This window comes from Desulfuromonadaceae bacterium (assembly GCA_019429445.1).
GTDB lineage: Bacteria > Desulfobacterota > Desulfuromonadia > Desulfuromonadales > JAHYIW01 > JAHYIW01.
The window spans coordinates 1-25,934 of the sequence record JAHYIW010000022.1 but is presented as its reverse complement, the minus strand read 5'-3'; the positions used below and the strand labels follow the sequence as shown (position 1 = coordinate 25,934).

At 52.5% G+C, this 25,934-nt stretch carries 25 protein-coding genes and 1 tRNA gene; 22 read left to right on the top strand and 4 right to left on the bottom strand.

Annotated features, from left to right (window positions below; translation table 11 throughout):
* Positions 1–36: 36 nt before the first annotated feature.
* Together lptG and lptF are read right to left on the bottom strand one after the other, a co-directional pair.
* Positions 37–1,125 (bottom strand): LPS export ABC transporter permease LptG, encoded by a 1,089-nt coding sequence (lptG, locus tag K0A93_09975; protein MBW6512419.1) that lies wholly within the window; start codon positions 1,123–1,125, stop codon positions 37–39.
* 1 nt (position 1,126) lies between these two features.
* Complete coding sequence (gene lptF, locus K0A93_09970) at positions 1,127–2,311, bottom strand: LPS export ABC transporter permease LptF (GenBank protein ID MBW6512418.1); 1,185 nt, start codon at positions 2,309–2,311, stop codon at positions 1,127–1,129.
* Positions 2,312–2,473: 162 nt separating this feature from the next.
* On the opposite strand from lptF, the gene K0A93_09965 reads away from it, so the two are divergent.
* From K0A93_09965 to K0A93_09920, 10 genes are all read left to right on the top strand, one after another.
* Complete coding sequence (locus tag K0A93_09965) at positions 2,474–4,807, top strand: tetratricopeptide repeat protein (GenBank protein MBW6512417.1); 2,334 nt, start codon at positions 2,474–2,476, stop codon at positions 4,805–4,807.
* Positions 4,808–4,827: 20 nt separating this feature from the next.
* Positions 4,828–5,736, top strand: coding sequence for an AAA family ATPase (locus tag K0A93_09960; protein ID MBW6512416.1), 909 nt, complete (start codon positions 4,828–4,830; stop codon positions 5,734–5,736).
* Positions 5,737–5,818: 82 nt separating this feature from the next.
* Positions 5,819–7,669, top strand: coding sequence for a DNA mismatch repair endonuclease MutL (mutL, locus tag K0A93_09955; GenBank protein MBW6512415.1), 1,851 nt, complete (start codon positions 5,819–5,821; stop codon positions 7,667–7,669).
* Between the two features lie 14 nt (positions 7,670–7,683).
* Complete coding sequence (miaA, locus tag K0A93_09950) at positions 7,684–8,634, top strand: tRNA (adenosine(37)-N6)-dimethylallyltransferase MiaA (protein ID MBW6512414.1); 951 nt, start codon at positions 7,684–7,686, stop codon at positions 8,632–8,634.
* Positions 8,615–8,848, top strand: coding sequence for an RNA chaperone Hfq (hfq, locus tag K0A93_09945; protein MBW6512413.1), 234 nt, complete (start codon positions 8,615–8,617; stop codon positions 8,846–8,848). Before miaA ends, hfq begins: the two co-directional genes overlap by 20 nt.
* Before the next feature lie 82 nt (positions 8,849–8,930).
* Entirely contained in the window at positions 8,931–10,244 is a 1,314-nt protein-coding gene (locus tag K0A93_09940; protein MBW6512412.1) for a DUF512 domain-containing protein, read from the top strand.
* Complete coding sequence (locus K0A93_09935; GenBank protein MBW6512411.1) at positions 10,244–11,032, top strand: tetratricopeptide repeat protein; 789 nt, start codon at positions 10,244–10,246, stop codon at positions 11,030–11,032. Before K0A93_09940 ends, K0A93_09935 begins: the two co-directional genes overlap by 1 nt.
* Before the next feature lie 32 nt (positions 11,033–11,064).
* The gene (locus K0A93_09930; GenBank protein ID MBW6512410.1) at positions 11,065–11,430 is read left to right on the top strand and encodes a CidA/LrgA family protein; all 366 of its coding nucleotides are present in this window, start codon (positions 11,065–11,067) and stop codon (positions 11,428–11,430) included.
* Positions 11,420–12,115 (top strand): LrgB family protein, encoded by a 696-nt coding sequence (locus tag K0A93_09925; GenBank protein ID MBW6512409.1) that lies wholly within the window; start codon positions 11,420–11,422, stop codon positions 12,113–12,115. Before K0A93_09930 ends, K0A93_09925 begins: the two co-directional genes overlap by 11 nt.
* Before the next feature lie 56 nt (positions 12,116–12,171).
* A complete protein-coding gene (locus tag K0A93_09920) occupies positions 12,172–12,987 on the top strand; it encodes a ZIP family metal transporter (GenBank protein MBW6512408.1) in 816 nt (271 codons plus the stop codon).
* 23 nt (positions 12,988–13,010) lie between these two features.
* Here the strand turns inward: K0A93_09920 and K0A93_09915 are convergent, their stop codons facing one another.
* Entirely contained in the window at positions 13,011–13,904 is an 894-nt protein-coding gene (locus K0A93_09915; protein MBW6512407.1) for an AEC family transporter, read from the bottom strand.
* Positions 13,905–14,106: 202 nt separating this feature from the next.
* Between K0A93_09915 and K0A93_09910 the strand changes: the two genes are divergently transcribed.
* The 12 genes from K0A93_09910 to K0A93_09855 all read left to right on the top strand — a co-directional run bounded on the left by K0A93_09910 (position 14,107) and on the right by K0A93_09855 (position 24,748).
* Positions 14,107–15,411 carry an aminotransferase class I/II-fold pyridoxal phosphate-dependent enzyme gene (locus K0A93_09910; GenBank protein ID MBW6512406.1) on the top strand — a complete coding sequence of 435 codons (1,305 nt, stop codon included), beginning with the start codon at positions 14,107–14,109 and terminating at the stop codon, positions 15,409–15,411.
* A gap of 113 nt (positions 15,412–15,524) precedes the next feature.
* Positions 15,525–16,859, top strand: a complete 1,335-nt coding sequence (locus K0A93_09905) for a hypothetical protein (protein ID MBW6512405.1) — start codon at positions 15,525–15,527, stop codon at positions 16,857–16,859.
* A gap of 29 nt (positions 16,860–16,888) precedes the next feature.
* A tRNA-Gly gene (locus tag K0A93_09900) sits at positions 16,889–16,963 on the top strand.
* A gap of 311 nt (positions 16,964–17,274) precedes the next feature.
* Positions 17,275–18,267, top strand: coding sequence for a DEAD/DEAH box helicase family protein (locus K0A93_09895; protein MBW6512404.1), 993 nt, complete (start codon positions 17,275–17,277; stop codon positions 18,265–18,267).
* A gap of 59 nt (positions 18,268–18,326) precedes the next feature.
* Positions 18,327–19,235 (top strand): hypothetical protein, encoded by a 909-nt coding sequence (locus K0A93_09890; GenBank protein MBW6512403.1) that lies wholly within the window; start codon positions 18,327–18,329, stop codon positions 19,233–19,235.
* A gap of 285 nt (positions 19,236–19,520) precedes the next feature.
* Positions 19,521–19,739, top strand: a complete 219-nt coding sequence (gene yacG, locus K0A93_09885) for a DNA gyrase inhibitor YacG (protein ID MBW6512402.1) — start codon at positions 19,521–19,523, stop codon at positions 19,737–19,739.
* A gap of 6 nt (positions 19,740–19,745) precedes the next feature.
* A complete protein-coding gene (gene queD / locus K0A93_09880) occupies positions 19,746–20,117 on the top strand; it encodes a 6-carboxytetrahydropterin synthase QueD (GenBank protein MBW6512401.1) in 372 nt (123 codons plus the stop codon).
* Complete coding sequence (locus tag K0A93_09875; protein ID MBW6512400.1) at positions 20,089–20,844, top strand: 7-carboxy-7-deazaguanine synthase QueE; 756 nt, start codon at positions 20,089–20,091, stop codon at positions 20,842–20,844. The genes queD and K0A93_09875 overlap by 29 nt, the downstream gene beginning before the upstream one ends.
* Before the next feature lie 114 nt (positions 20,845–20,958).
* Entirely contained in the window at positions 20,959–21,387 is a 429-nt protein-coding gene (locus tag K0A93_09870) for a transcriptional repressor (protein ID MBW6512399.1), read from the top strand.
* 52 nt (positions 21,388–21,439) lie between these two features.
* Entirely contained in the window at positions 21,440–23,410 is a 1,971-nt protein-coding gene (gene feoB, locus K0A93_09865; protein MBW6512398.1) for a ferrous iron transport protein B, read from the top strand.
* Positions 23,411–23,588: 178 nt separating this feature from the next.
* Complete coding sequence (locus tag K0A93_09860) at positions 23,589–24,236, top strand: metal-dependent transcriptional regulator (GenBank protein ID MBW6512397.1); 648 nt, start codon at positions 23,589–23,591, stop codon at positions 24,234–24,236.
* Positions 24,233–24,748, top strand: a complete 516-nt coding sequence (locus tag K0A93_09855) for a 3'-5' exonuclease (protein ID MBW6512396.1) — start codon at positions 24,233–24,235, stop codon at positions 24,746–24,748. Before K0A93_09860 ends, K0A93_09855 begins: the two co-directional genes overlap by 4 nt.
* 13 nt (positions 24,749–24,761) lie before the next feature.
* Here the strand turns inward: K0A93_09855 and queF are convergent, their stop codons facing one another.
* On the bottom strand, positions 24,762–25,592 hold the full coding sequence (queF, locus tag K0A93_09850; GenBank protein ID MBW6512395.1) for an NADPH-dependent 7-cyano-7-deazaguanine reductase QueF: 831 nt from the start codon (positions 25,590–25,592) through the stop codon (positions 24,762–24,764).
* Positions 25,593–25,934: the final 342 nt, after the last annotated feature.

Sequence of the window (25,934 nt, the reverse complement as noted above, 5' to 3'; positions counted from 1 at the left end):
CCCTTCGGCGGTGCTTTTTTTATGAGATTGATCCATTCAGATACGCCGCCGAAACATCAGGATGATCGCAAGCACGATAAAGCTCAGATTCGCGATCCAGACCGTGAGAAATGGGGGTACTTTACCGGTTGTCCCCAGTGCGGCAGCGGTTGCGTCGACAACGATATAGGTTACGGCCACGGCCACACTGATCGCGATACCGATCCCCATGCCCGAATTGCGCCCACGCTTCAATGCGAAGGGAATGCCGAGCAGAACCATGACGAACGACGCAAACGGGGTCGCGAGGTGCTGATACATGGCCACCCGGTGGCGACCGGGGGCAAATCCTTCCGCCTGCAACCTGGCAACGAATTCACGAAGTTGCTGGTAGGTCATCTCCTCCGGTTTCGGCTCAACATTTTTAAGATCGGTGACCGATTTGCCCAGATCGAAAGTGAGTTTGTCCACTTCGTCAAAGTGAGAGATGTTTTTGCCGTTATTCTCGTAACGATAGATTGTGCACTCTTGTAACAACCAGGTTTGCTCTGCATCGAGATAATTTGCGGACTTTGCATCAATGCGCCGAATCAGGCGGGAACTGTCGTCGAATTGAAAAACCCTGACACTTTGTAACAGCTTCTCCTGCGCGTTGAAGAACTTGGCGTTGATGTAGTTGTTTTCCCGTTTGAACCAGATTTTACCGCGCGTGGTAAAGAGTTCTGCCTTTCCTTTAACCTCCGCACGCAGAATATGATTCGCACTGCGCGTGGCCCACGGAACGACAAACTCGTTACTCAGCAATACCGCTCCCGAGATCAGCATCCCGGCGAGACACAGGGGGAGGACAATCCGCCAGATGCCGACCCCTCCGGCCATCATGGCGGTTAACTCAGCCGTTCGGTTGAATCCGCCGATGGTTAAAAAAACCGCCAGGAGGGTTGCCAGCGGCATCATCTGCGTCAATGCTCCGGGGAACAGGGCCGCAAAGTAGGAAAAGTAGAGATCTCCCGCCGCATGATTTTCAACAAAATCGTCAACTTTGTCTAAAAAATCAACCAGCAGGTAAAGTGATGTGAATGTTGCACTGGTCAACATCAGATAACGAACGAAGGTCCGCAGTGTATAGCGAGTCAAAAGTTTCATGTCATTTTGCCCGTCGCCGCAAAGTGGAGAGCAGGATGTCCATGCCGGTTAATATCCAGGTGAGCAGGAAAAAATGACGTTCATGACACGCCTGTCGGAAAAGAGCGACTCCCAGGACAAGAAAAACAATATTCGGCAGCCACATGCAGAGGATGACGGGAAGGTGGTTTTGTTCGGCCAGTGTCCTGCCGGTTGTCAACAACATGAAATAGGCCAGGGCGATAACGAGGGCAAGAGTAAATCCGCCACCGCGTCCTGAACGACTTGACTGAATCCCCAAAGGAATGCCGATGAGTGAAAACAGCAGCGGAGCAAAGGGGAGAGCCAAACGTTGATTGAATTCCGCCAGACTTGAACGTTGCTGTTCTTGATTCTGGTCGGTTCGCGATTTGTCGAGCAACTGAGCAAGGGTGAGTTCCTTGTTTTTATAGTGCGGCTGCTTTGCTCCGGACGCAGCGCTTGCCAGGGCCAGATCGATCCGATATTCGCCGAACTGAATCAGTTGATATGTTTCTGCGGCTGCTTCGTGTTGCCGTCGATGAATTGAACCCTCCTGCAACTCAAGCTGGAGCGACATTTGTTCGTTGTTTGCGACAATACGTCCAGACGATGCCAGCAGGAGGGGGGCGTTCCCCGTGTTACGTTCATCGGAAATAAAAATATCGTGAAGCTGCCCCTGTTCGTCGATGGCGTTCGCGTAGATAATCAGACCATTAAAATCATCGTTGAAGACAGCCGGTTGCAGCCCTGCGTCAACGTGCTGGTTGGCAATCGCATAGAGTTTTGCGCGGAAGGCCCGGTTTGCCAGAGGTTGGGCATAAAGGGTCGACCATGCAGTGAGTAATGAGGCGATCAGGGCCAGAGCAACGACCGGCCAGAGCATTCGTGAGAGGCCGACTCCGGAGGCCTTGAGAGCAATGATTTCACAATCAGACGAAAGTCGGGTGAAGCCGAGCAGGATGCCAAGCAGGAACGCGAGGGGAACGGTGATCGAAAAGAAGGTCGGCAGAAGGAAGCTCAACAAGTTCAGGATGTCGCTCAATGCGACCCCTTTGGCGACGATCAGTTCGATTATTTTGACGATTCGACCGAGGAGTAAAACCAAAGTGAAAATCGCCAATCCCAGCAGTGCGGGCCACGCGACTTCAGCAGCGATATAACGATCAATTTTGCCTGGTAATTGCATGCCTGATTAATAATATATCGCTACCAGCTTGTAAACCTTATTCAAGCAAAAAATTCTTCATATCTCCTGTTGTTATGTCCCGTTGTTATGCCTTGACAGGGGTTATGGTCTGGTTTAGATTAATGCGTTAATTTTAAACATTAATTTAACGCGAGGTTGATTTTGTCAAAAAAGGAAAAGCTGTTATCTTCAGCTCAAAAATTCCTGCAAAAAGGCCAGATCGCCAAGGCGATCAAGGACTATCAGAAACTGCTGGAAATTGAGCCGAACGATATTCGTTTCAAGCAAAAACTGGCCGAACTTTACAGCCGCAATGATCAGCTTGACGAGGCGCTGGACGGGTATCGGGCGGTCGTGAAGCATTACGTTGCCCAGGGCTTTAATCTCAAGGCGATTGCGGTTTATCGCCAGATGCAAAAACTCAGTCCCGATGAGCCGGAATTTTATCTGGCGCTGGCCAGTTTGAACGAAAGCCAGGGGCTCCTCGGTCAGGCTGTGACCGAATACCAGCAACTGGCAACCGTTTATGAGAGTAAAGGGGAGGTCGGTGCCGCCCTTGATATCCTCAAAAAAATGAAGATTCTGGCCCCCGAGAAGGTCAATATTCCCATCAAGATGGCAGAGCTTTATGCGCGGGCCGGGCTGAAGGAGAAGGCGCGGGAAGATTTTGCTGAAATTATTGCTCCGCTTAAATCACAGGCCGACGCGACCAAACTGCTGAAACTTTACGATATTTTTCTGCCGCTCTTCCCTGATGATCTGGATATGCGTCTTGAGTATGCGTCCGCCCTGATTCGTTGTGACGAATATGAGCGTTGCCTGGAGATGCTCAGAAATTCACTTCAAACTCACGTTGAAAACGTTAAAATACTCCAGCTGCTGGCTGAAACGTATCGACTCAATAAGGATTTTGGTAACGCCAAGCTTACCAGCAAGCATTTGCTTAAACTTGCTCCCGATGTTCCTAAAAGTGTCGCTGAATATCTCTCCGCGTTGGTTCTTTGCGGTGAGCACTCTGCGGCGCTTGATTATTGGCATGAGCGGCGTGATCTCTGGGGGGAAGGGTCGGACGAGATTGCTGCTCTGCGAACAGCCCTTGAGGTTATTCTTGCGGGGGAAAAAGCCGGGAACGCTTTTCTTCACGTATTGAATGGTCAGGATGACGGTGTTGTTGATGACGCCGAGGCTGATCTGGGGGTTCTGGAACAACTTGTCGACGCTGAGCCTTCTTTGCCTCCGCTGGAAGAGCTTGACGAACTGGATGAGCTGGAAGAGCTCGAAGAGGTTGAGGAGCTGGAAGAGCTCGAAGAGGTTGAGGAGCTGGATGAACTGGAGGAACTCGAAGAGGTTGCTGAACACGATGAGGCAGAAAACCTCGAACCGGTCGAAGCGCCGACTGATTTCGCCCCGGAAACGGTTGCCGCGGAAATGTCCCTTGATTTCCTGAGCGAGGCGCTCGCGGATGATTCTTCTGCGGTGTCAGCTGAAGAGTTTGTCCCTGCTCCGTTACCAGATGAAGAAGATGACGATACGGAAGTTGAACTGGAGATCGGTCCTGATGATTTAGTTGCGAACTTGCTCCTTGACGACGATTTTGCGACCGATGAAGTGCTCCTTGATTCTCTGGGCGAAGATTCCAGCCTGATTGATGAGGAGCATGAGGGGTTGATGTCCTTTGATCTGGATGAGATTGAGTCGCCCGTTGCCGAGAGTGTTCAGGATATTGAAGGGCTTTTGGAAGAAGCCGAGTTCTATCTCCAGCAAGGACTCTATGATGATGCGGACGCTGTATGTGCCAAACTGAGTGAAGCTCACCCGCAAGCGGACGCGGTTATTGACAAAATGGCTCAGATCAACGCAGCCCGCAAGGCGCATGAGGTCGACACCAAACCCCCTGTTGCCGCCGGTGGTGCTTTTATGGACCTTGCCGCTGAACTCAATGCCGATGCCGATATTCAGCGATCGATCACTCCGCTTGCTGAAAAGAAAGGGGCGGGGCGTTTTGATGCTGACGATGTTTTGAGTGCATTCCGTCAGGGGGTTGAATCACAGATTGGCGGAGAAGACAGCGAAACCCACTACAATCTGGGGATTGCATATCGTGAAATGGGGCTGCTTGACGATGCTATCGCCTCGCTTGATAAAGCCTCTGCCGATATTACGCGCAAAGCGGATTGTTTGACATTGATCGGGCTTTGCTTTATAGAAAAAGGGGATTATCGGACCTCCGAGGCGGTTTTTAAAGAAGCACTCGATACGCCTGGATTGCCGATCAGTCAACGACTCAGTCTTTTTTACGAACTCGGCCTGATGTATCAGTCCAGTGGCGATCTTGAGTCGGCATTGAACAGTTTTCGTGACGCTGCTCACATTGACAGTTTTTTTCGCGATGTCGGCGCGAAAATCGATGCGTTGCAAAATGAGCTGGGACAAGAAGACGAGTTTGGCGAAATCGCTGATCAAAAGCCAGTTAAAGACCGGATTTCCTTCATTTAACCAGCCATCCGGAGTTTAGAATGGGTTATGTTGAACATTTCGAATTAGAACGGGAACCTTTCTCCAACGCACCCGATGCGCGTTTTTATTTTGACAGCGATCAACACAGCCAGGCTTTGTTGCGCTTGTTATATTCCATCGATTCCAATAAAGGGCTTGCTGTGCTCGTCGGCGGCATCGGTATGGGCAAAACGACCCTTGCACGACGCCTGCTCGATAACCTTCCCGAGAGCAAATATGAATCATCCCTGCTGGTCATGGTCCATTCAGGAATCACCGCTGAATGGATTCTTACCCGCATTGCCATGCAACTGGGGGTTGAGGAACCTGCCTCTGATCGTCTGACGGTTCTGAAGCAGCTGTTCGACCGGCTCAAGGTAATTGATGACAGCGGTCGCCACGCGGTGGTGTTGATTGACGAAGCGCAGATGTTGCAAAGCCGGGAGTTGATGGAGGAGTTTCGCGGGCTGCTCAACCTGGAGTTGCCTGGTAAAAAACTTTTGAATATCGTTTTTTTCGGGCTCTCTGATCTGGATGAATGTTTAAATCTGGATGAGCCGCTGGCGCAACGTGTTGCCGTCAAGTACCATTTGCGATCCTTGACCTCCGCCGCGACTGAACTGTACATCAAACACCGTTTGCAGGTTGCGCGCGCCAAGCGCATGTTGTTCATGCCTGAGGCGGTTTCAGCTATTTACCGTTATACCGGAGGTGTCCCCCGCCTGATCAATACGGTGTGCGACAATGCGCTCTTCGAAGCTTTTCTGCTTAAAATGAGCAGCGTTGATCAGAAGATCATTCACAGTGTTGCCGGAGATCTTGGTTTACTCAAGAATGCGGTCATGACATCGACAGCTGAAGTCAACAGTGACAACGCCGAACTCGACGAAATAGAAAATATGCTTGACCAGCTGGAGCGTAAGGCCTGACAGTTTTCATTGATGAAATTTGCCATTCTACAACGGCCGGTTCTCCGGCCGTTGCTGTTCACATCCAACGGACACCTGTGCAATGCCCCTGAGTAAAAGGAAAATCAATATCCTTCCTGAGCAACTTTGTAACCAGATCGCTGCTGGTGAGGTTGTGGAGCGTCCGGCGTCGGTTGTCAAGGAGTTGATCGAAAATTCCCTCGACGCCGATGCCAGTGAAATTCGGGTCGAGGTCGAAAGCGGGGGGAAAAAGTTGATTCTGGTCGCCGATGACGGTGTCGGAATGGGGCGGGAAGACCTGTTACTGTCTCTGGAACGTCATGCGACGAGCAAAATCAGTTCTGAGTCAGATCTTTTCCGCCTCAGTTCCCTCGGTTTTCGTGGCGAAGCTTTACCCTCAATTGCATCTGTCTCCCGTATGCGCTTGCGCAGTCGCTTGCGCGATGAGCTTGCCGGTCATGAGGTCTATCTCGAAGGGGGAATCGTTAAACGCTGTGAAGAAGTTGGCACGCCGCACGGAACGACGATTGAAATTCGAGATCTGTTTTTCAATACGCCCGCGCGGAGAAAATTTCTGCGTCGCGACGAAACTGAATTGTCGCATATTTCCGATATCATCACGAAGCTGGCGCTGGCCAATCCGGCGGTGCAGTTCCAGTTGGCACACAACGGTCGTGTCGTGCTGGAACTTTATCGCCACCGTCAATTGCGCGAGCGTGTGGTCGCCGTTCTGGGGCGCAAACTGGCCCCCGAACTGCTCGAATTTCAACCTGCTGCTGCCGATAATTTGTGCTTGTCCGGCCTGCTGGCGCGCCCCAATGTTGATCGCTCGAACCCCTCTGCTGTCTACACCTACATCAATGGTCGATTTGTCCAGGACCGAACCGTGCGTCACGCGTTGCTTGAGGGGTATCGCGGATTGCTGATGAAGGGACGGTATCCGGTCGCTGTTATTTTTCTGGACATTGATCCGGCGCTGGTTGATGTGAATGTTCATCCGGCGAAAAGTGAAGTCCGCTTTCGAGATCAGCGTTTGGTCCACGATTTTATCGTCTCTTCAGTTCGTGAGCGTATCCGTGAGGAGCGCACCCCTGCTGCGGTGGTTCATCCCTGGCTCGCTACCGACCCGCCTCACCTGACAGCGTCGGCAGTTCCTTCCCGGCCAGACACGGCCTCTGCGCCAGACCTTGATCGGAGTGCAGCGGTTCAGGAGTCATTGGCCCGTTATGCCCGGCAGATGACGGCCGATGAACAGTGCAACAGATCCGCTTTTTCAGCGCCCCCCGGCCAACCGGCACCACCAGCGGGGCTCTCATCCCCACCACAACAGACGCAACACAATTCGGCAGGGTTCTTTGCCGGACTGAAAATTATCGGACAATATCGCCGCAGTTACCTGCTCTGCGAAGATGCCGGAGATCTGGTGGTCATCGATCAACATGCGGCACATGAACGGATTGGCTTTGAGGCATTGCGCGCACAGTTCAATCGCGGCCAGATTGAACGACAAGGGCTGCTGGTGCCGGTAATGATTGAATTTGACCACAAAGGGGCAGCTTTGTTGAACGAATATCTGCCTGAACTCGAACGGTTCGGCTTTGAAGTTGAACCGTTTGGAGGAACGACCTTTGCTGTCAAGGGGACGCCAAGTATTCTGCATGAGGCGGATTTCGAAAAATTGTTGCTCGACCTGGTTGCCGAACTGGACGAGGTAGGAGGAACGGAGATGTTGATGTCGGCGGTTGAGCAAGTTCTGGTGACGATTGCCTGTCACCGGGTGGTGCGCGCCAATCAAAAGTTGAGTGAAGCGGAAATGCGCGCTTTGCTGCGGCAGCTCGATGAGGTTGATTTCAGTCAGCACTGTCCACATGGGCGACCGGTGATTCATCGTCTGAGTGGTGGTGATGTTGAACGTTTTTTCCGGCGGACGTGAAGGTGGATAGCGCGATAAAAGGACCTGTCATTGCCCTGTGCGGGCCGACCGCCGCAGGTAAAACCGGTCTGGCTCTTGAATTGGCCCGTCATTTCGAGGTTGAAATTGTCTCTGTCGATTCGCGTCAGGTCTATCGTCGGATGGATATCGGCACGGCCAAGCCGACCCGGCAAGAGCGGGCGCAGGTCGCCCATCATCTGATCGATGTCGTTGACCCCGATGAAGATTTTACGGTGTCCGATTTTGTTGCCCAGGCGCGTTGTGCGATTGCCGATATTCACCGGCGTGGACGCTTGCCGTTGCTGGTCGGCGGGACCGGGCTCTATTTACGTGCCCTGCTCAGCGGTTTGATCGACGCACCGCCTGCTGACCAGGCGTTGCGGGCACAGCTGCATCAGCGCGAAAAGGTTGAGGGCCCCGGGACGCTCTATCGTGAGTTGCAACAGGTTGATCCGGCCCAGGCAGAGATTATTCACCCGCATAATCTGGTGCGGATCATCCGTGCCCTTGAAGTTTTTTATTGTGGCGGCGAGCAACTTTCAGCATTGCAACAGAACCATCGTTTTGCCGACCACCCTTATCAGGTGCTCACCGTCGGGGTAAGTTGCGATCGTGACTCACTGGCGACCCGCATCGCGGCACGAACCGCTGAAATGTTACGTACGGGGCTGGTTGCAGAAGTCGAAGGGCTGCTGGCTTCGGGGTATTCGCGGCAACTCAAGGCATTGCGCACCATCGGTTATCGAGAGGTTATCGCGTGTCTGGCGGGAGAACTTCCAGTCACCGCGCTGGAGGAAACGATCCGCCGCGAAACCCGTCGTTACGCCAAGCGGCAGATGACCTGGTACCGGCGAGAGAAATCAATAATTTGGGTTGATTCCTTTCAAGAGTTTGATACAATCCTCGGGTTGATTGAGAATTATAATGAAAATACAAGGAGTGGTTATGGCCAAGACACCGTTTAATATTCAGGATCAGTTTCTTAACCAGGCGCGTAAAGAACACGTCACCGTCAGTATTGCATTGATGTCGGGTGACAAGCTTGAAGGTTTTATTAAATCGTTCGACAGTTTCTGTGTTCTTGTCGAGAGTGGTGGGGATATTTTGCTCTACAAGCATGCTATTACCGCCATTACCTCTGCGGACGGACAGTTTCGGCTCCACGGTGGTCGGGACTAGACGTTATCTGTTATAATGGCCAAAGGGTCCCCGTCGACGCCCAATGTCGTGCGGGGACTTTTGTTTTTTCCGGAGGTCGCTTTTGCTGCCGATTGTTTCTGTCGATGATGAGAGTATTGCCGCTGAGCTTGAACTCGAAGCCGGCGACCAGCTGCTGTATATCAATAATCAGGAAATTGCCGATCTGCTCGATTATCTGCTCTACGAAACGCGGGAAGAATTAACCCTGGAGGTGCGCAAGCCGAGCGGGGAGGTGTGGGTTCAGGAGCTGGAAAAAGATGCCGGAATGCCCCTCGGTCTGCACTTTGAGCATCTGTCGCCGCAACAGTGCGGCAACAATTGTATCTTTTGTTTTGTTCATCAATTGCCGCGAGGCATGCGCCGTTCGCTCTATGTAAAGGATGAGGACTATCGTTTTTCCTATCTTTATGGTTCCTATATTACCCTGAGTAATCTGGATGAAGACGCTGTTAAACGAATTATTGCACAGCGCTTGTCACCTCTTTATGTGTCTGTTCATGCGGTAGATGATCAGCTGCGTAGTCATCTGCTGGGTAAAACTCAGGAACCGATTTTGCCGCTGCTCCAGCGACTGGTCGCTGCGGGGATTGAACTTCACACCCAGATTGTTCTGTGCCCCGGCATTAATGACGGTGAAGTGCTGGCGGAGACAATCAAGGCATTGGCGACGCTGCGACCGGGAGTTCTCAGCCTGGCGGTAGTTCCTCTCGGGATGACCGGATATCGATCCGGATTGCCCGCGCTGCGGATGTTGGCCACCGCTGATGCGGAACAGGTGTTGCAAACGGTGGAAGCCTGGCAGCACGTATTCCTGCATGAAGCGGGGGGACGTTTCGTCTTTGCGGCCGATGAACTCTATTTGCTTGCCGGGCATGAATTTCCACCGCTTGACGATTATGAGGAACTGCCGCAGCTGGAAAACGGGGTGGGGCTGCTACCTCTCTTTCGTGCCGATGCTGAAGCTGTTCTGGAACAGGCCATAGCGCTGCCCGGTGGACCGGTCACCGTCATTAGCGGGGAGTCAGCGGCGACTGATGTCAAACGTTTTTGCGCTCAATTATCAGTAAAAACCGGCGTTAAAATTCAGGTTGTGCCGATCCGTAATGATTTTTTCGGCGGCGGCATTACGGTATCCGGGCTCTTGACCGGGGGGGATATCATGGCCCAGCTCAAGGGGTATGACCTTGGCGTTGCGTTACTGGTTCCCGCCGTTATCTGTCGGGATGGTGATGACACGCTGCTTGATGATGTGACCCTGACTGATCTGGCGGTACAAATCAAAACACCGGTCATCAGGGTTGAGCCCAGCCCCTGGGGAATCCTGGCCGCACTGGAAACATTGTCCGAAGAAATGAATCATAAGGAGAAAAATTGATGAGCGAGTTTGATGCAAATATTGAACGTGGGCGCGAAGCTCTGGAGTCTGGTGAATTTGGTAAAGCTGTCGATCTGTTACGCAAGGCAGTCAAGCTGAACGCTGGCTCCGCTGAGGCTCACCTGCTGCTGGGCGAGGCACTTTCCGAACAGGGGGAGGATGCTGCGGCAATTACCGAGTTTAACAAAGGACTGGAGCTGGATGCGGAGAATGTCGATGCACGCTACGCACTGGGCGATTGTTACTTTGCGACGCATCAGTTCGATGCGGCGCTGTCAACCTATCAGGACATTCTGAAAATCGATCCACAGCAGGCCGATGCCTGGGTTAGTATCGGACTGGTTCACTCCAGTCACGGAAATGCTGAACAGGCACTGGAGGACTATCACAAGGCGTTGCAGATCGATCCTGTTTCGGCCTTTGCCCTTAATTCTCTCGGGGATATTTATTACGGTCTGGGGCACAATGAACAAGCGCTTGCCCAATACCGTAAAGTTCTCGCCCTTGACCCGGATGATGCACAGGCGCACTTCGGTCTGTGCGAACTGCATTATGACCTGGAGGATTACGCGGTCGCCGAGGAGGAAGGTCTTGCTGCGGTGCGCCTTGATCCGGGGCTGACGTACGCCTGGCTGACGTTGGGGAATATCTGCCTGGATGAAGAACGGACGGAGGAGGCACTCAACTATTTTCAGGAATTTCTGGCCTTGGAGAGATCGCCTGACGCAAAAGATATTTGTGCTGAAGTCACAGCCGTCGTCGCCGGTTTGAAGGCAGAACTTGACTGATATCGGGCGCATCATCTAAGGAACTTTGTGTCATGGTACGCGGATTTGCAATCTTGTTACTTTTTCAGTTTCTCGGGGAAGTCTTGTCACGTTCATTGCGTGTTCCGGTGCCGGGAAACGTTATTGGTATGGCACTGTTACTTGTCGCGTTGGGGCGCGGTTGGGTCAGTTTTGCTGACGTTAGCGAGGCCGCAGAACTGCTGCTGTCACACATGGCGCTTTTCTTTATCCCGGCCGGGGTCGGGGTGATGCTTTATTTTGATCTGATTGGTCGCGAGTGGTTGCCGATCGTGGTTGCCTTTTTTGTCAGCAGCTTTGCCGTCATGGCGGCTACCGGCTGGACAGCTCAACTTCTGGACCGATTACAGTGCCAGGGGGATGATGACGATGGGGAGTGATCTGTTGAACACGCCGCTTTTCGGGATTGGGCTGACGTTGGTGATTTTTGAACTGACCCAGCGGATTCACCGGAAGACTGGCAGTATCTGGTTTAATCCGGTGGCCTGGTCGATCGGTCTGATTATTACATTGCTGATCGTTTGCGATATTCCTTACGATGCCTATGCGGTCGGCGGCAAGTATATTCTCTTCCTCCTCGGCCCAACGGTAGTGGCGCTGGCGGTCCCCCTTTATCAGCGTCGAACAGAGATTTTGGCGCGGAAAAAACCGATTTTGATCGGTGTGGTGGTTGGCGCGGTGGTCTCCATAGTATCCGCTTCCGGGACGGCGTGGTTGCTCGGCGGGAGTAAGAATGTGATCCTCTCCCTCGCCCCGAAGTCGGTTACCACACCGATTGCTATCGGGATTACAGAACAGATTGGTGGCATCGTCGAACTGACCGCTGCGCTGGTCGTTATGGCAGGGTGTCTCGGTGCTATCTGCGGGCCGGAATTTTGTCGTTTGATCGGAATTAAAAATAACGCTGCCGTCGGTCTTGCGGTCGGGACGGCGGCACATGGCATCGGGACAGCACGGATGCTGGAGATTGATCGTCTGGGCGGCGCAGTGGCTGGCCTGTCGATTGGATTGAATGGTATGGTGACAGCGTTTTTGCTGCCGCTGATGTTTGTATTGTTTTGGTGAAAGAGGCATCTCTTCCGTGATGTCCAGGTCGGTTGATCACAGTAAGGACATTCCCAATGTTTGATTTTTTCCTTCAACTTGATCCTGTCACCCAAGCCTTCATTGCCACCCTTTTTACTTGGGGTGTCACTGCTGCCGGTGCTTCACTGGTGTTTTTCGCCCGCACCGTAAATCAGAAACTGATGGATTCCATGCTCGGATTTGCCGCCGGCGTCATGATCGCTGCAAGTTTCTGGTCACTTCTTGCTCCTGGAATCGAGATGGCAGAACAGTTGGGTGACACACCGTGGTTGACCGCTGCCATTGGATTTATGGGGGGTGGGCTCTTCATGCGTCTGACCGACAGGCTTCTTCCTCACCTCCATCCTGGTTTGAGCCGCGACAAGACGGAAGGGATCAAAACTTCATGGCAACGCAGCACCTTACTGGTTCTCGCCATCACCTTGCATAATATTCCTGAAGGTCTCGCCGTCGGTGTCGCGTTTGGTGCCGTTGCTGCCGGGCTTCCATCTGCCACTATCGGTGGCGCAATCGCACTGGCGATCGGGATCGGAATTCAGAATTTCCCGGAAGGTACGGCGGTGTCGATGCCGCTGAAAAGGGAGGGGATGAGTGCCGGAAAGAGTTTCCTGATGGGGCAGGCGTCCGGAATTGTTGAGCCACTTGCCGGGGTTGCCGGCGCATACTTTGTGCTGAATATGCTGCATATCCTGCCCTATGCCCTGTGCTTTGCCGCCGGAGCGATGATCTTCGTGGTGGTCGAGGAACTTATCCCTGAATCACAGCGGAATTACAAGCATATTGATATCGTCACGATAGCGACGATGGTTGGTTTCACCGTGATGATGGTGCTTGATGTTGCGCTGGGGTGAATAACTGCTGTTGCCGCAAATACTCACTGCAACAGATACAGAATGAACGTCAGGGTAACTGAACTCAGCAGGGTGGTGATGAAAATCGCACCGGCGACCAGGTCGGGGCGGGTATTAAAGCGGATTGAATAGAGCAGGGGGAGTACTGCTGAGGGGGTACTCGTCTGGAGGATAACCACTGCACGCGCGATGCCGGTAATATCAAGCAGTCCGGTCAACCCCCAGGCCAGCAACGGGGCCAGACAAAGTCTCAGCACCACCGCGAGTGACAGAAATCTGCAATTGACACGCGGATTTGTTTTCGCGAGCTGCATGCCGAGCAGAATGAGCATCAACGGAATGGCCGGTTGTCCCAGCAACTCCAGTGGGCGCAAGATATATGCTGGTGGCATTAATTCCATTTTTATACAGAGCAAAGCCAGCAACACGGCATGAAAAATCGGTATTTTAGTGATGTTGAGCAACGATGTTCGCCAGTCGCCCTTTCCTCCCTGGGCAATATAGATGGCCAGCGTTCCCAGCGGCAGATTGAACAGGACAAACGTCAGGATCGATATATTCAGACCCTTTTCACCAAAGGCGAACCAGGCCAGCGGCAATCCGAAATTGCCGACATTCATCATCGCGGTGCTGAGGATCAGTGCCCGGCGATCATCGTTCCCCAGACCGCAGCTGCGTCCACAGACCACCGCCAGAGTCCACATGGTTAACGTGTAGATGATCATGAACGGCACCAGCTGATGGCTCATGGTGAGGGTGCCGGGAGTTTTAAGGAGTGCCGTGAAGACCAGCGCCGGGGTAAAAATCAGTAGCGCTATGTCGGCCAGTGTCCGCATGTCGAATGAACCGAATTTTGCGAGGAGAAAACCGGTCAGAATAATCAGGAAAACCGGAAGTACGATGTCAATAAAAATCATCTGCTGGCGCCTTTTGATAGCATTTTGCGGGTAATCTATCACGCGTAAACGCAGGCCACAAGTACCGTTGTCAGGACCGTACTAGGTCGTTAACGATGACCGGATTTTTCGAGAATCAGATTGACAAGAGCACTCCAATCCTGCATAAATACCCACGCTTAAATACGCTAAGCCCGTCACAAACCTATCCAAGGAGTATGTCATGAATCCGTTGGCCGCCGAACTGAATGCAATGTTGCAACAAAGCAACCCCTATGTTCTCGACATGTTGTCAGATCTGGGAAAAAACCTGTTCTTCCCCAAGGGGATTTTAACGCAATCGGCTGAGGCCAAGGATAAGGCGCATAAATTTAATGCCACCATCGGGATTGCCACGGAGAATGGCGGACCGATGTATTTGCCCTGTATCCACAAAAAATTGTCCGCCTTTGACCCGAAGGATATCTTCCCCTATGCGCCGCCCGCCGGTCGTGCTGATTTGCGAGCCTTGTGGATTGAGAAGATGTTGCTGGAAAATCCGAGTCAGCAGGGGAAGCACTTCAGTAACCCGATTGTGACCAATGCGTTGACTCACGGGTTGTCGATTGTGGGAGATATGTTCGTCGGTCAGGACGATCATGTCATCGTCCCTGACATGCTGTGGGGTAACTACAACCTGACTTTTGGTACCTGTAACGGTGGTGTGATCAAAAAACACAACACCTTTACCGCTTCGGGCGGTTACGATGTTGCGGCATTCCGTGCTCAATTGCAAGCGACGGCTGCGGAAAAAGGAAAAGCCGTCATCATTCTTAATTTCCCCAATAATCCGAGCGGTTATACGCCGACCGTTGCAGAAGGCAAAGAGATTGTTGCCGCAATGCTGGAGGCTGCTGAAGGGGGTTGTAATCTGGTTGCGGTGACCGATGATGCCTATTTTGGTCTTTTCTATGAAGATTCGATGGTTGAATCGCTGTTCGGTAAACTTGCCAATCTTCACCCGCGTATTTTGGCGATCAAGCTCGACGGCGCGACCAAGGAAGAGTATGTCTGGGGATTTCGGACCGGCTTTATCACCTTTGCCGACGGCAATCAGAAGGCAAACCCGGATGTCCTGACAGCGCTGGAAAAGAAGACGATGGGGGTTATCCGGGCGAAAATATCGAATTGCCCGCATCCCTCTCAAACCTTTGTCGTCGAAGCGTTGAAATCCCCTGATTTTCTTGCCCAGAAGAAAGAAAAATATCTGGTGATGAAGGGGCGCGCGAACAAGGTTAAGGAAGTTCTTGAAGCGGGCTCGTATGACGATGTGTGGAGTTACTATCCGTTTAACTCCGGTTATTTCATGTGCCTGAAACTCAAAAACGTTGATGCAGAAAAATTGCGTATTCATCTGCTCGATAAATATGGCGTCGGTACAATTTCGATCGGTAAAACAGACTTGCGGGTTGCTTTTTCCTGCATTCCCGAAGAAGATATTCAGGAGTTGTTTGACATTATCTGTCAGGCAGCACGTGATTTAAGCTGATTTCTCCCATGTCGGCAAGAAAATGGCTCGCCAGATATTTCTCCTGGCGGGCCTTTTTTGCAGCTGTACGATCCGGGTTTTAATCTTCACCGCGATGATGTAAAGTTGCGCATATGGCAATCCCCGAAAAAAACTTTGTCCCAGCCGATCTGATTTGTCTGCTGTCCGCCATCGGGCTCACCCCGGTTCTGAAGCGTGTTGTTCCGCCGGGGACAAGATTGTGGCTTGCCGGGGGAGCGTTACGCGACGCGTTCCTCGGCAAGCCTCCTGGCGATTTTGATTTTTCCTTATCCGTTCCTCCTGCCGCGATTGCTCATGCTTTCGCAGCTGCGCTGTCAGGACGTTGCTTTATGCTTGATGAGGAACGGTTGCAATATCGCGTTCTCTGGTGGCATGAGGGGGAACGCTTCACCGCCGACTTTGCACCGTTGCGCGGGGCCGATATCCATGCCGATCTGCGTGACCGTGATTTTACATTGAATGCCATGGCGTGGGAGGTGACGGCTGAGGATCACGAACTGCTTGATCCTTTAGGGGGGCTTGAGGCGCTACGGGCGGCGGCGTTACGAATGTGTACTCGCGGCGCCTTTGAAAATGATCCTGTACGTGTTCTGCGTGGTATTCGTCTGGCGACAACACACCGGTTGACGATTGACAACGCGACGTTCGATCAAATGTGCATCTCGGGGAAATATCTGAAATACTCCCCTGGAGAACGGTTGCGCGATGAACTTGTGAAGTTGCTGGCGGTTCGCTGTGGTGACTATCTTGATCAGCTGCGCCGGGCAGGGATTGATGGACTGGTCTTCGGCACCGCTGATGATCAGGGTAAATGGGATGAACGTGCCGCCATCGTGAAGCGATACGAGGCCCAGGTGGATCAATTATCTGCGGACATTTGTCCAACCCTGTCCAGCCTGGGGAGGGCACGTATTCACGATGACATTAAGCGATTGACATTTTTAAAGCTGTGTTGTTTTTATCGGGCAGGAACTCCGCTCCAGAGCGGATGGTTTAGTGAGCGGTTACGCCTCAGCCGACGTAACTGTGAATTGCTGGCACGGTTGACCCGCCTCAAGCCTGACCATGGTGATGCGTGCCGACAGGTTGCGGACAATTGCCGCGCACGCGCTCTCTGGGCGGCCAGTCTGGACAGTGACCCCGCTTCGGCGCTGCTGCTGTTATCTTTATTGAATCCGTCCAGAGATGTTCTTGACGGGCTTGAAAAGGTGGCCACAGACTGGTTGTCTCTGGCCCGCGACGGACATATTGACAGTCTCATGAACGGCGATGATATGCGCCGATTATTTCCGGATATTGACGGGCCACAGACAGGTAAAGCACTGAATTTACTTCGTGAAGCAGAAATTTTCGGATCTGTACATGACGCAGATTCAGCCGCCGAATTTTTAGTCCTGAACCAGGAGAAAGTGTTTGACTTTAATTGAGCGGCCACCCTATAATCACGCCGGTTTGAGCGGGAATAACTCAGTGGTAGAGTGTCAGCTTCCCAAGCTGAAGGTCGCGGGTTCGAATCCCGTTTCCCGCTCCAGTAAAAACAAAGGGTTAGGCTGATTGCCTGGCCCTTTGTTTTTATGTTTGTTGATACTGTGGTATGAACAATGTTCTTTTTGCGATGCAGTAGAGGGTTGGGTGGTAAAGATGTTTTAAAAAATGATGGAAGGCATTTTGGCGATCGGGCCGGGGTGTCTTTTTTTGTTTTGCAACGTGGAGTTAGATATTTATCCCCATAACTCCCAAAGGAAACCAATATTTCAGCAAATCTTTAAAAATATCGACGACGTTCTCTGGAAAGAAGCTGGCTGCTCTTCCGAACTTGACTACACCGAGCAGTCCTCATGGATGCTGTTTCTCAAATATCTGGATGACCTTGAGCGTGAGCGCGCCATGAAGGCTGAACTGGTCGGCAAGTCGTATGGGTTCATCATTGACAGCCAGTTCCAGTGGTCGCAGTGGGCCGCACCGAAGAAGGCGAATGGCGATTTTGATCACGATACCGCCCTGACCGGTGACGATCTGATCAACTTTGTTGATCGCGGTCTGGCCGACCGCAACATCCTCGCCGATCAGGCATTCAATGCCTTCTCCGCCTTTCCCGAAGACGCCCTGGTGCGGATCGCTCCCGATGAGATCCGCAAAAAGGGGCGCGTGCCGAAGAACGGCAGTATCTTTTTCACCATCTTCCAGACCTTCATGTCGGGACAGGACGCCGCGGGGAATCCGGCTCCCAGCTTTGGCGATTACCCCCCGGACTTCTTCGATTTCATCATCATCGACGAATGTCACCGGGGCGGGGCGAATGACGAGAGCAGCTGGTGCGGCATCATGGAATACTTCTCACCCGCCGTGCAGCTGGGCCTGACCGCGACCCCCAAGCGCAAGGGGAACACCGATACCTACGCCTACTTTGGCGATCCGGTCTATATCTACTCGCTCAAGGAGGGGATCAACGACGGCTTCCTGACGCCGTTCAAGGTCAACCAGATCGCCACCACCCTGGACGATTATATCTATACTTCTGACGATCGGGTCCTTGATGGCGAGGTGGAGCCGGGGAAGCTCTACGAAGAGGCCGATTTCAACAAGATCATCGAGATCAAGGAACGCGAAGCTTACCGGGTGAAGCTCTTCATGGGGCATATCGACCAGAAACAGAAGACTCTGGTCTTTTGTGCGACGCAGATCCATGCGCTGGCGGCGCGCGACCTGATCAACCAGATCAAGACGAGCAGCGCTCCCAACTACTGCGTGCGGGTGACGGCCAACGACGGGGCGCTGGGGGAACAGTTTCTGCGCACCTTTCAGGACAACAAAAGAGCATCCCCACCATCCTGACCACTTCGCAGAAACTCTCCACCGGCGTCGATGCCCGCAATATCCGCAATATCGTCCTGATGCGCCCGGTCAACTCGATGATCGAGTTCAAGCAGATCATCGGCCGGGGGACGCGCCTCTGCGACGGCAAGGACTATTTCACCCTCTACGACTTCGTCCAGGCGTACAAGCATTTCAACGATCCCGAGTGGGACGGCGAGCCGATGGAGCCGGACCCCTGCCCGAAGTGCGGTAATCACCCCTGCGCCTGCGTCAAGGAGCCGTGCACGGTCTGCGGCGACTCCCCCTGCATCTGCCCCTGCAGCAACTGCGGCGAGCGCCCCTGTGTCTGCCCCTGCCCCGAGTGCGGCGAGAAGCCGTGCGTCTGTGTCAAAAAGCCGAAGAAGGTCATCGTCAAGCTGGCCGACGGCAAGGAGCGCGTTATCCAGCACCTGATGGCGAGCACCTTCTGGGGTCCTGACGGCAAACCGATGTCCGCCGCCCAGTTCATCGAACGCCTGTTCGGTGACCTCCCGTCGCTGTTTAGGGACGAAGATGAGCTGCGCGCCCTCTGGGGCGTCCCTGACACCCGCAAAGCTCTGCTGGAGGGGCTGGCGGAAAAAGGTTTCGGCGGTGAACAGCTGGCTGAGATCAAGACCATGATCGATGCTGAGAAGAGAGACCTGTTTGATGTCCTCGCCTACATCGGTTTTGCCCTCCCGCCGATCAGCCGGGAAGAACGGGTCAACCTGCACAGAGGCCGGATCTGCCAGAGCTACAACTATAAACAACAGGAGTTTCTGGAGTTCGTCCTCAATCAGTATGTCAAGGAAGGGGTCGGCGAACTGGCTCAAGAGAAACTACCGACCCTGCTGGAGGTGAAGTACAACGTTATCAGCGATGCCGCCGCAAGTCTGGGAAGTATTCCTGAAATTCGGGAGGTTTTCATCGGTTTTCAGCAGTACCTGTATGAATGGCACGTTGGTTGATGATTTGGAAGCCTTCTTGATATTCATCTTGTCAATCAATGAGCACCGGGTGTATCCTCCCGGCTCGCAAATGCCAGACGTAAAAACTGTCACCAACCAATCATTGAATATGCTATGTTTTCCTACATGAACCGCTTTGCTGACCTCTGGACGAGTGTTGTCCAGAATTATAAGCTTTTGCGATTCACTATATTCGGTGCTGACAACTTTGCCCAGCTTCCCGCTCCACACGGATTCGAGCCCTGATAGCTGGTTGCCAGAGCTCTTTGATTTAACTGGAGAAAAATGAGCAATCAACTCACCGTTAACTGTCCGATCTGCCGTAAAAAGGTCCGCTGGGAGAATAACCCTCATCGTCCGTTTTGTTCAGAACGCTGTCGTCTGATGGATCTTGGCCAATGGGCGGATGAGGGGTACCGTATCCCTGGACGCACGCCGATGGCCGATGAACTGGACAATCTGATCAAATTTCCCGGTGTTGATGACCCGGACCCCAAGGAGTAATGACGCATGTATCGATTGAAAATTCAGATCCACTTTGCCTCGGCGCATAATCTGATTAATTATCAGGGGGAATGTGAAAATCTCCACGGGCACAACTGGAAGGTGGAAGTCACCGTTGCTGCGCGTGAACTTGATGTCGCGGGACTGGGGATCGATTTCAGGATTCTCAAACGTGAGAGCGCGGCGGTTGTAAAACTGCTGGATCATAAATATCTCAATCAGATTCCGCCCTTCGACAAAATCAGCCCATCGTCGGAAAATATTGCGCGTTTTCTTTTCGAACAACTCAGTGACTGTCTGAACAGCGACAATGTAACCGTCGAGTTGGTGAACATTTGGGAATCTGACTATGCCTGTGCCAGTTACAGTCTCACCTGATATCCCGCTTATTGAAATATTTTCCTCGTTACAGGGGGAGGGCTTGCAGATCGGCTGCCGACAGGTTTTTATCCGCTTTCCCGGCTGCCAGCTCGACTGCGCTTATTGTGATACCAAATTTGAAGCGCGCGATAATTGCCGCATCGAAACCCTGCCCGGTAATGGCGTTTTTCGTCTTTTGTCGAATCCCCTTTCTCTCTTCTCGGTTATCGATTTGATTGACGACTGGCAGCTGCAACTGCCGCATCAAGCGATCAGTATCACCGGCGGTGAGCCGTTGCTTCATGCCGCGCAGCTGTCGGCCTGGTTGCCCGTTCTGCGGCAACGGCTGCCGATCGTGCTCGAAACAAATGGCTTGTTGACGCCACAACTGATAGAACTCCGGCCATATATCGATTTTATCTCCACGGATATCAAGCTCCCCTCGGTCTCTGGTCAGGCCGATCTGTGGGGTCAGCACGAGGCTTTTTTGCGTGAATTGATTTCCCTTGAGGGGCAGATCAAGGTGGTGGTGTCCGCGCAGACCAATCCGGCGGAAATAAGCCGCGCCGCACAGCTGGCGGGAGCTTGTGCCCCTCATCTACCGTTGATCCTGCAACCGGAAACTCGCGCCGGAGTACCGTCAGTCTCCGGGGAGCGACTCGTTGAATGGCAGTGCCTGGCGAGTTGTTATCATGCTCAGGTCAGGGTTATCCCGCAGATGCACCCCTTGCTCGGCTTGCTTTAGCGTGAAGTAGAAATCCGCAGGGGTGTTTCCACACCAAAGTAAATATCAAACCAAATATCTTGACAGCTTTTTGTTAATTGCTTATATTGATAATCATTTTCATGTGGAGGAGATATGGAAGATGGATTTGAAAAGTTTCGGCGCTACATCTGTGAAAAAGGTTTAAAATCGACCCGGCAACGCGAGATTATTCTTAAAGCGTTTCTGAAATCAACGTCTCACTTGTCGACCGAAGATCTTTATCTCAGTCTGCGTAAAAAACACCCAGGGATCGGTTATGCGACCGTTTATCGGACGCTCAAGTTGTTTGCCGAATGTGGCATTGCTGAAGAACAGAATTTTGGTGACGGCCAGACCCGCTTTGAGCCTTCTCATCAGGAAAATCATCACGATCATCTTGTGTGTACCGCCTGTCACTCCATTATCGAGTTCGAGAATCCGCAAATTGAAAAACTTCAGGAAGAGGTCGCGGCAAATCATGGTTTTACAACAACGCATCACCGCCTCGAACTCTATGGGTTGTGTCAGCAATGTTCATCCTGACACCTGTTTGTTTTTGATTTGAATATGATGTTCATTTTTACAAGGGATAATGATGTCTGATCAACGCGTGGGCGACAATTCCGGGGGGTTGCCTCAAATCCTTCTGGTCGGTAATCCGAATGTAGGCAAGAGCGTCCTCTTTAACGCCCTGACGGGGACGTACACGACCGTTTCCAATTATCCCGGGACCTCCGTTGATGTTTCGCGGGGTACCTGCGAGATTGACGGGCGGCGTTTTGAAGTTCTTGATACGCCCGGTATGTACGCACTCATGCCGATCACAGAAGAGGAGCGCGTGGCCCGCGAAATTTTGCTGGACGAAACAGCGCATCTCGTTTTGCATGTTGTTGACGCCCGCAATCTGGAGCGGATGCTGCCGATGACGTTGCAGTTGGTTGAGGCGGGACTGCCGGTCGTGCTGGTCGTCAATATTCTTGACGAGGCGGAACGCATTGGCATGCAGATTAATCTCGAATTGCTGCAGGAAAAACTCGGCATTCCGGTGATCGGTACGGCGATTGCGCGTAAACGTGGTGTGAAGGAATTGCGCAGTGTCATCGCCGATTATGTGGATAAGCGCACGGCCTGCTTCGGTTACGCTGCCGACCTGGAACGGGATATCGAGAAGGTTGTTGCCACGCTGGAGGGTGAATATCGCATCAAGCCTCGCGCCGTTGCGTTATTGTTGCTGCAAAAAGATGAAGATCTGTTGCGCATCGTCCAGGAGTCCGAAGGGGATCGTTTTGATCACATTGTCGCGACGCTTAACGAAGTAACTTTCGCGCGGCGCAGTGATCTGCACCTGCGAATTAATCTGGAACGCAAACGGGTCTGTCGCGGATTGTTGCAGGGGGTCATTAGTGAGGAGCAGGGGCGACGCCCGCCGTTTGCTGAGCGTCTTTCGGCCTGGACCATGAATCCGGTGAGCGGGGGGGCGCTGCTGCTGATCGTTCTCTATTTTGGTTTTTACAAATTCGTTGGCGGTTTTGGTGCCGGAACGGTGGTCGATTTCCTTGAAGGGACGATTTTTGAAGGGCACCTCAACCCCTGGATGATTACACACGCTGATCAATATATCCCCTGGTACTGGCTGCATGAACTGCTGGTCGGAGAATACGGCATTCTGACGCTGGCGATTCGCTACGCTGTTGCACTGGTGATGCCGATCGTCGGGACTTTCTTTGTTGCTTTTTCCATCATTGAGGATACCGGCTATTTTCCGCGACTGGCGATGCTGGTTGATCGGATTTTTAAACGTATCGGACTCAATGGTCGTGCGGTTATCCCGTTGGTCCTCGGTTTCGGTTGCGACACCATGGCGACGATGGTGACACGTACCCTGGAAACGGTGCGTGAGCGGATTCTCGCCACCGTTCTGCTGGCGCTGGCAATCCCGTGCAGTGCTCAACTCGGCGTTATTCTTGGTCTGCTCGCCGAAGTGCCGGGAGCTTTATTCGTTTGGTCAACCGTGCTGATTGGTGTTTTTATGCTTGTTGGCCTGCTGGCTGCCAGGCTGGTGCCAGGTGAACGTCCGATGTTTTACATGGAAATTCCGCCGTTACGTCTGCCGCAACCGCGCAATGTACTGGTCAAAACCCTGACGCGGATGCAATGGTATTTTTTCGAGATATTCCCTCTTTTCGTTATTGCATCAGTCCTGCTCTGGGCGGGTAAAATGACCGGTGGCCTCGATTATCTGGTGCGTGGCATGAACCCGGTGATGCGCCTGCTAGGGTTGCCAACTGAAGCGTCCGCGGCGTTTATTTTCGGTTTTTTTCGTCGCGATTTTGGTGCCGCCGGGCTTTATGATTTGCAGAATAATGGATTGTTGACAGCAGTACAGCTGACCGTCGCAGCGGTTACTCTGACCCTCTTTGTCCCCTGTGTTGCCCAGTTTCTGGTCATGCGCAAGGAGCGGGGCTGGCGGGTATCGCTGGGGATTTTTACTGTCGTCACCGCACTTGCATTCTCGGTCGGCTTCATCCTCAACCGGTTGCTTTTGACTTCGGGAGTATTAAGCTGATGCAATGCGGCTTTTGCGCACGAGAATTGCCTGAAAAATTATCTGAGACTGCTTGTGGTGCATGTCCTGGCGGATGCCGCAAGATTCATTGTCCCTGGTGTGGTTACGCCAATCCGGCCCCTCCTGAACTGCTGAAAAAAATACTGAATAAAAATATTGACAGTGAGGAGAATACTCAATGAAACTGCCAGAAAATGCGGAAGAAATTCTGGAAGCGTTGTGGATTGCAACCGTTGAAAAAGGCGACAATGCCGCCCCTTTTGATGTGTTGAAAACATCAGCGGATGATGCTGCCCTGGCTGAACTGGTGCGCTTGTCCTATGTCGAGATTAAGGGGGAACGGGTCTATCTGCGCCAGGAAGGTCGTCATGAAGCGATGATGACTGTGCGTCGCCATCGTCTGGCAGAGCGCCTGATGATGGACATCCTTGACATCAAGGGCCGTCAGGGGGATGAAAAGGCGTGTGAATTTGAGCACTTGCTGCATCAAGGCGTCGATACTAAAATATGCACGCTGCTGAATCACCCTGAAACCTGTCCCCATGGCCGTCCGATTCCACCGGGTGAATGTTGTGAGCAGGCGCGTCATTCCGGCGAAGTCGGGGTGGTGGCCCTTACTGAGTTGAAAGCCGGTGAATGCGGCGAAATTGCCTATTTCTCAACCACGGATATGAAAAAGATGCAGAAGCTGATGAGTATGGGTGTGTTACCCGGATGTGAGCTGTTGCTGACCCGTAGCTATCCGTCCTTTATTTTCAAGGTCGGACATTCAGAATTTGCCGTTGATGATGAGCTGGCACGTGAAATTTTTATTCGCAAGTCATGACGCGGCGCACCATTATCTTTGATCTGGAAACGACCGGGTTGTCCCCCCGGCAGGGACATCGTGTGATTGAAGTCGGCGCGGTCGCTCTGCACGGAGGGGAGATCGTTGAGGAGTTTCACTCTTTGATTAATGCCGGGTATCCGATCCCCTGGCAGGCGCAACAGGTGCATGGTATCAGCGATGCGATGTTGAGCGACGCGCCTCAGCCACTAGAGGTCTTTGCTGATTTCCATAACTTTATCGGTTCCGCGCCAATCGTCGCACATAATGCGGCTTTTGATATAAGTTTTTTAACCGCCGAATTTTCGCGCCTTGGCCGCGTGCTTTCAAACCCTGTCTATTGTACACTCAAACTCGGCCGAAAGAAGCTGCCGACCCTCCCGAACCATCGTCTTGAAACAATCTTTTATCACCTTGGGGGAAGAATACCCGCCGGGAATCAACGCCACCGGGCACTGGATGATGCACGTATCACCGCGTTCGTTTGGCGTGAACTGAACGAAATACCCTGATAATTCGAGTTCGTTACTGCCTTGGCAGGCGCAAGTTTGCAACGGTTGTTTCAAAATTGCTGCGAAAGGGATTGATATCGAGTCCCCCCCGGCGGGTGTAGCGCGCGTAGACCGTAAGCTGTTCGGGATGGCAATAGTGCAGCAGGTCACAAAAGATCCGTTCGATACACTGTTCGTGAAATTCATTGTGGCGGCGGAAAGAAATCAGGTAGCGCAACAGTGCTTCAGGGTCAATTCGCGGCCCGTGATAGCGAACCACAATGCTGCCCCAGTCGGGTTGACTGGTGATCAGGCAATTACTGCGTAGCAGGTGGCTGTGAAGGGTTTTGGTAATTATCGCGTCGTGATTAGCGGCTTCCGACAGCAAGGATGGGTTTAGCTCATAGTTGTCAACAGTAATATCGAGATCGTCGATGCAATCACCAGGTAGCTGGTTGGTGAAATGATCCGTTTGCTCATTGACGGTGAACAGTTTTACCTCGACCGGTGCCTCGACAACGGTGCTGAGGTCGTCAGCAAGTGTGCGGCCGACGGTGGCGAAGTCGGCAAAGCAGCTTTGGTTGAGTGAGTTGAGGTAGAGTTTGAGTGATTTCGATTCAATCAGCTTCGGTGATGTACAGGGTACGCGGAACTCGCCCATGGCGACAACCGGTTTGCCTGACGGTGATAACCAGGAGAGTTCGTAAGCGTTCCAGATATCGACACCATCGAATGGCAGATTGTCCGTGAGCCCGAGCTCGTGACGTTTATGATATCGCGGAATCGGGTAGAGCAGGGCCGGGTCGTACTGGTCTGTGTAGGTGGTTTTTTTGCCCAGCGAGAGGGATGGGTCATTGTGGTTCAAGTGTGTGTTCCTTAAATAAGTTGAGTTGTTTTATTCTGGCTTTGGTTCATGGAAAAGTCAACGAACCATTTTTACCGATATCAACGGTGTGCGACGGTGGACATAAGCTGGTTACGAATACGTTTGGTTCTGTTCCATTTTGTGTGGGTAGTCTGACAGCCGTTTACTGAAGTTCAACCACAATATATAGTGCCCTCAGAATCAACTTATCTGAAGGAGGTGTTCCGTGAATTCCGAATCGCTTTTTACTGTGGCTTTGGGCCTCATGCCACCGTGGCAGGTTCTTGATCTTCAATTTGACCTGGAAAAAGGACGCATCGATTTTCAGGTCGGGTTTACCTC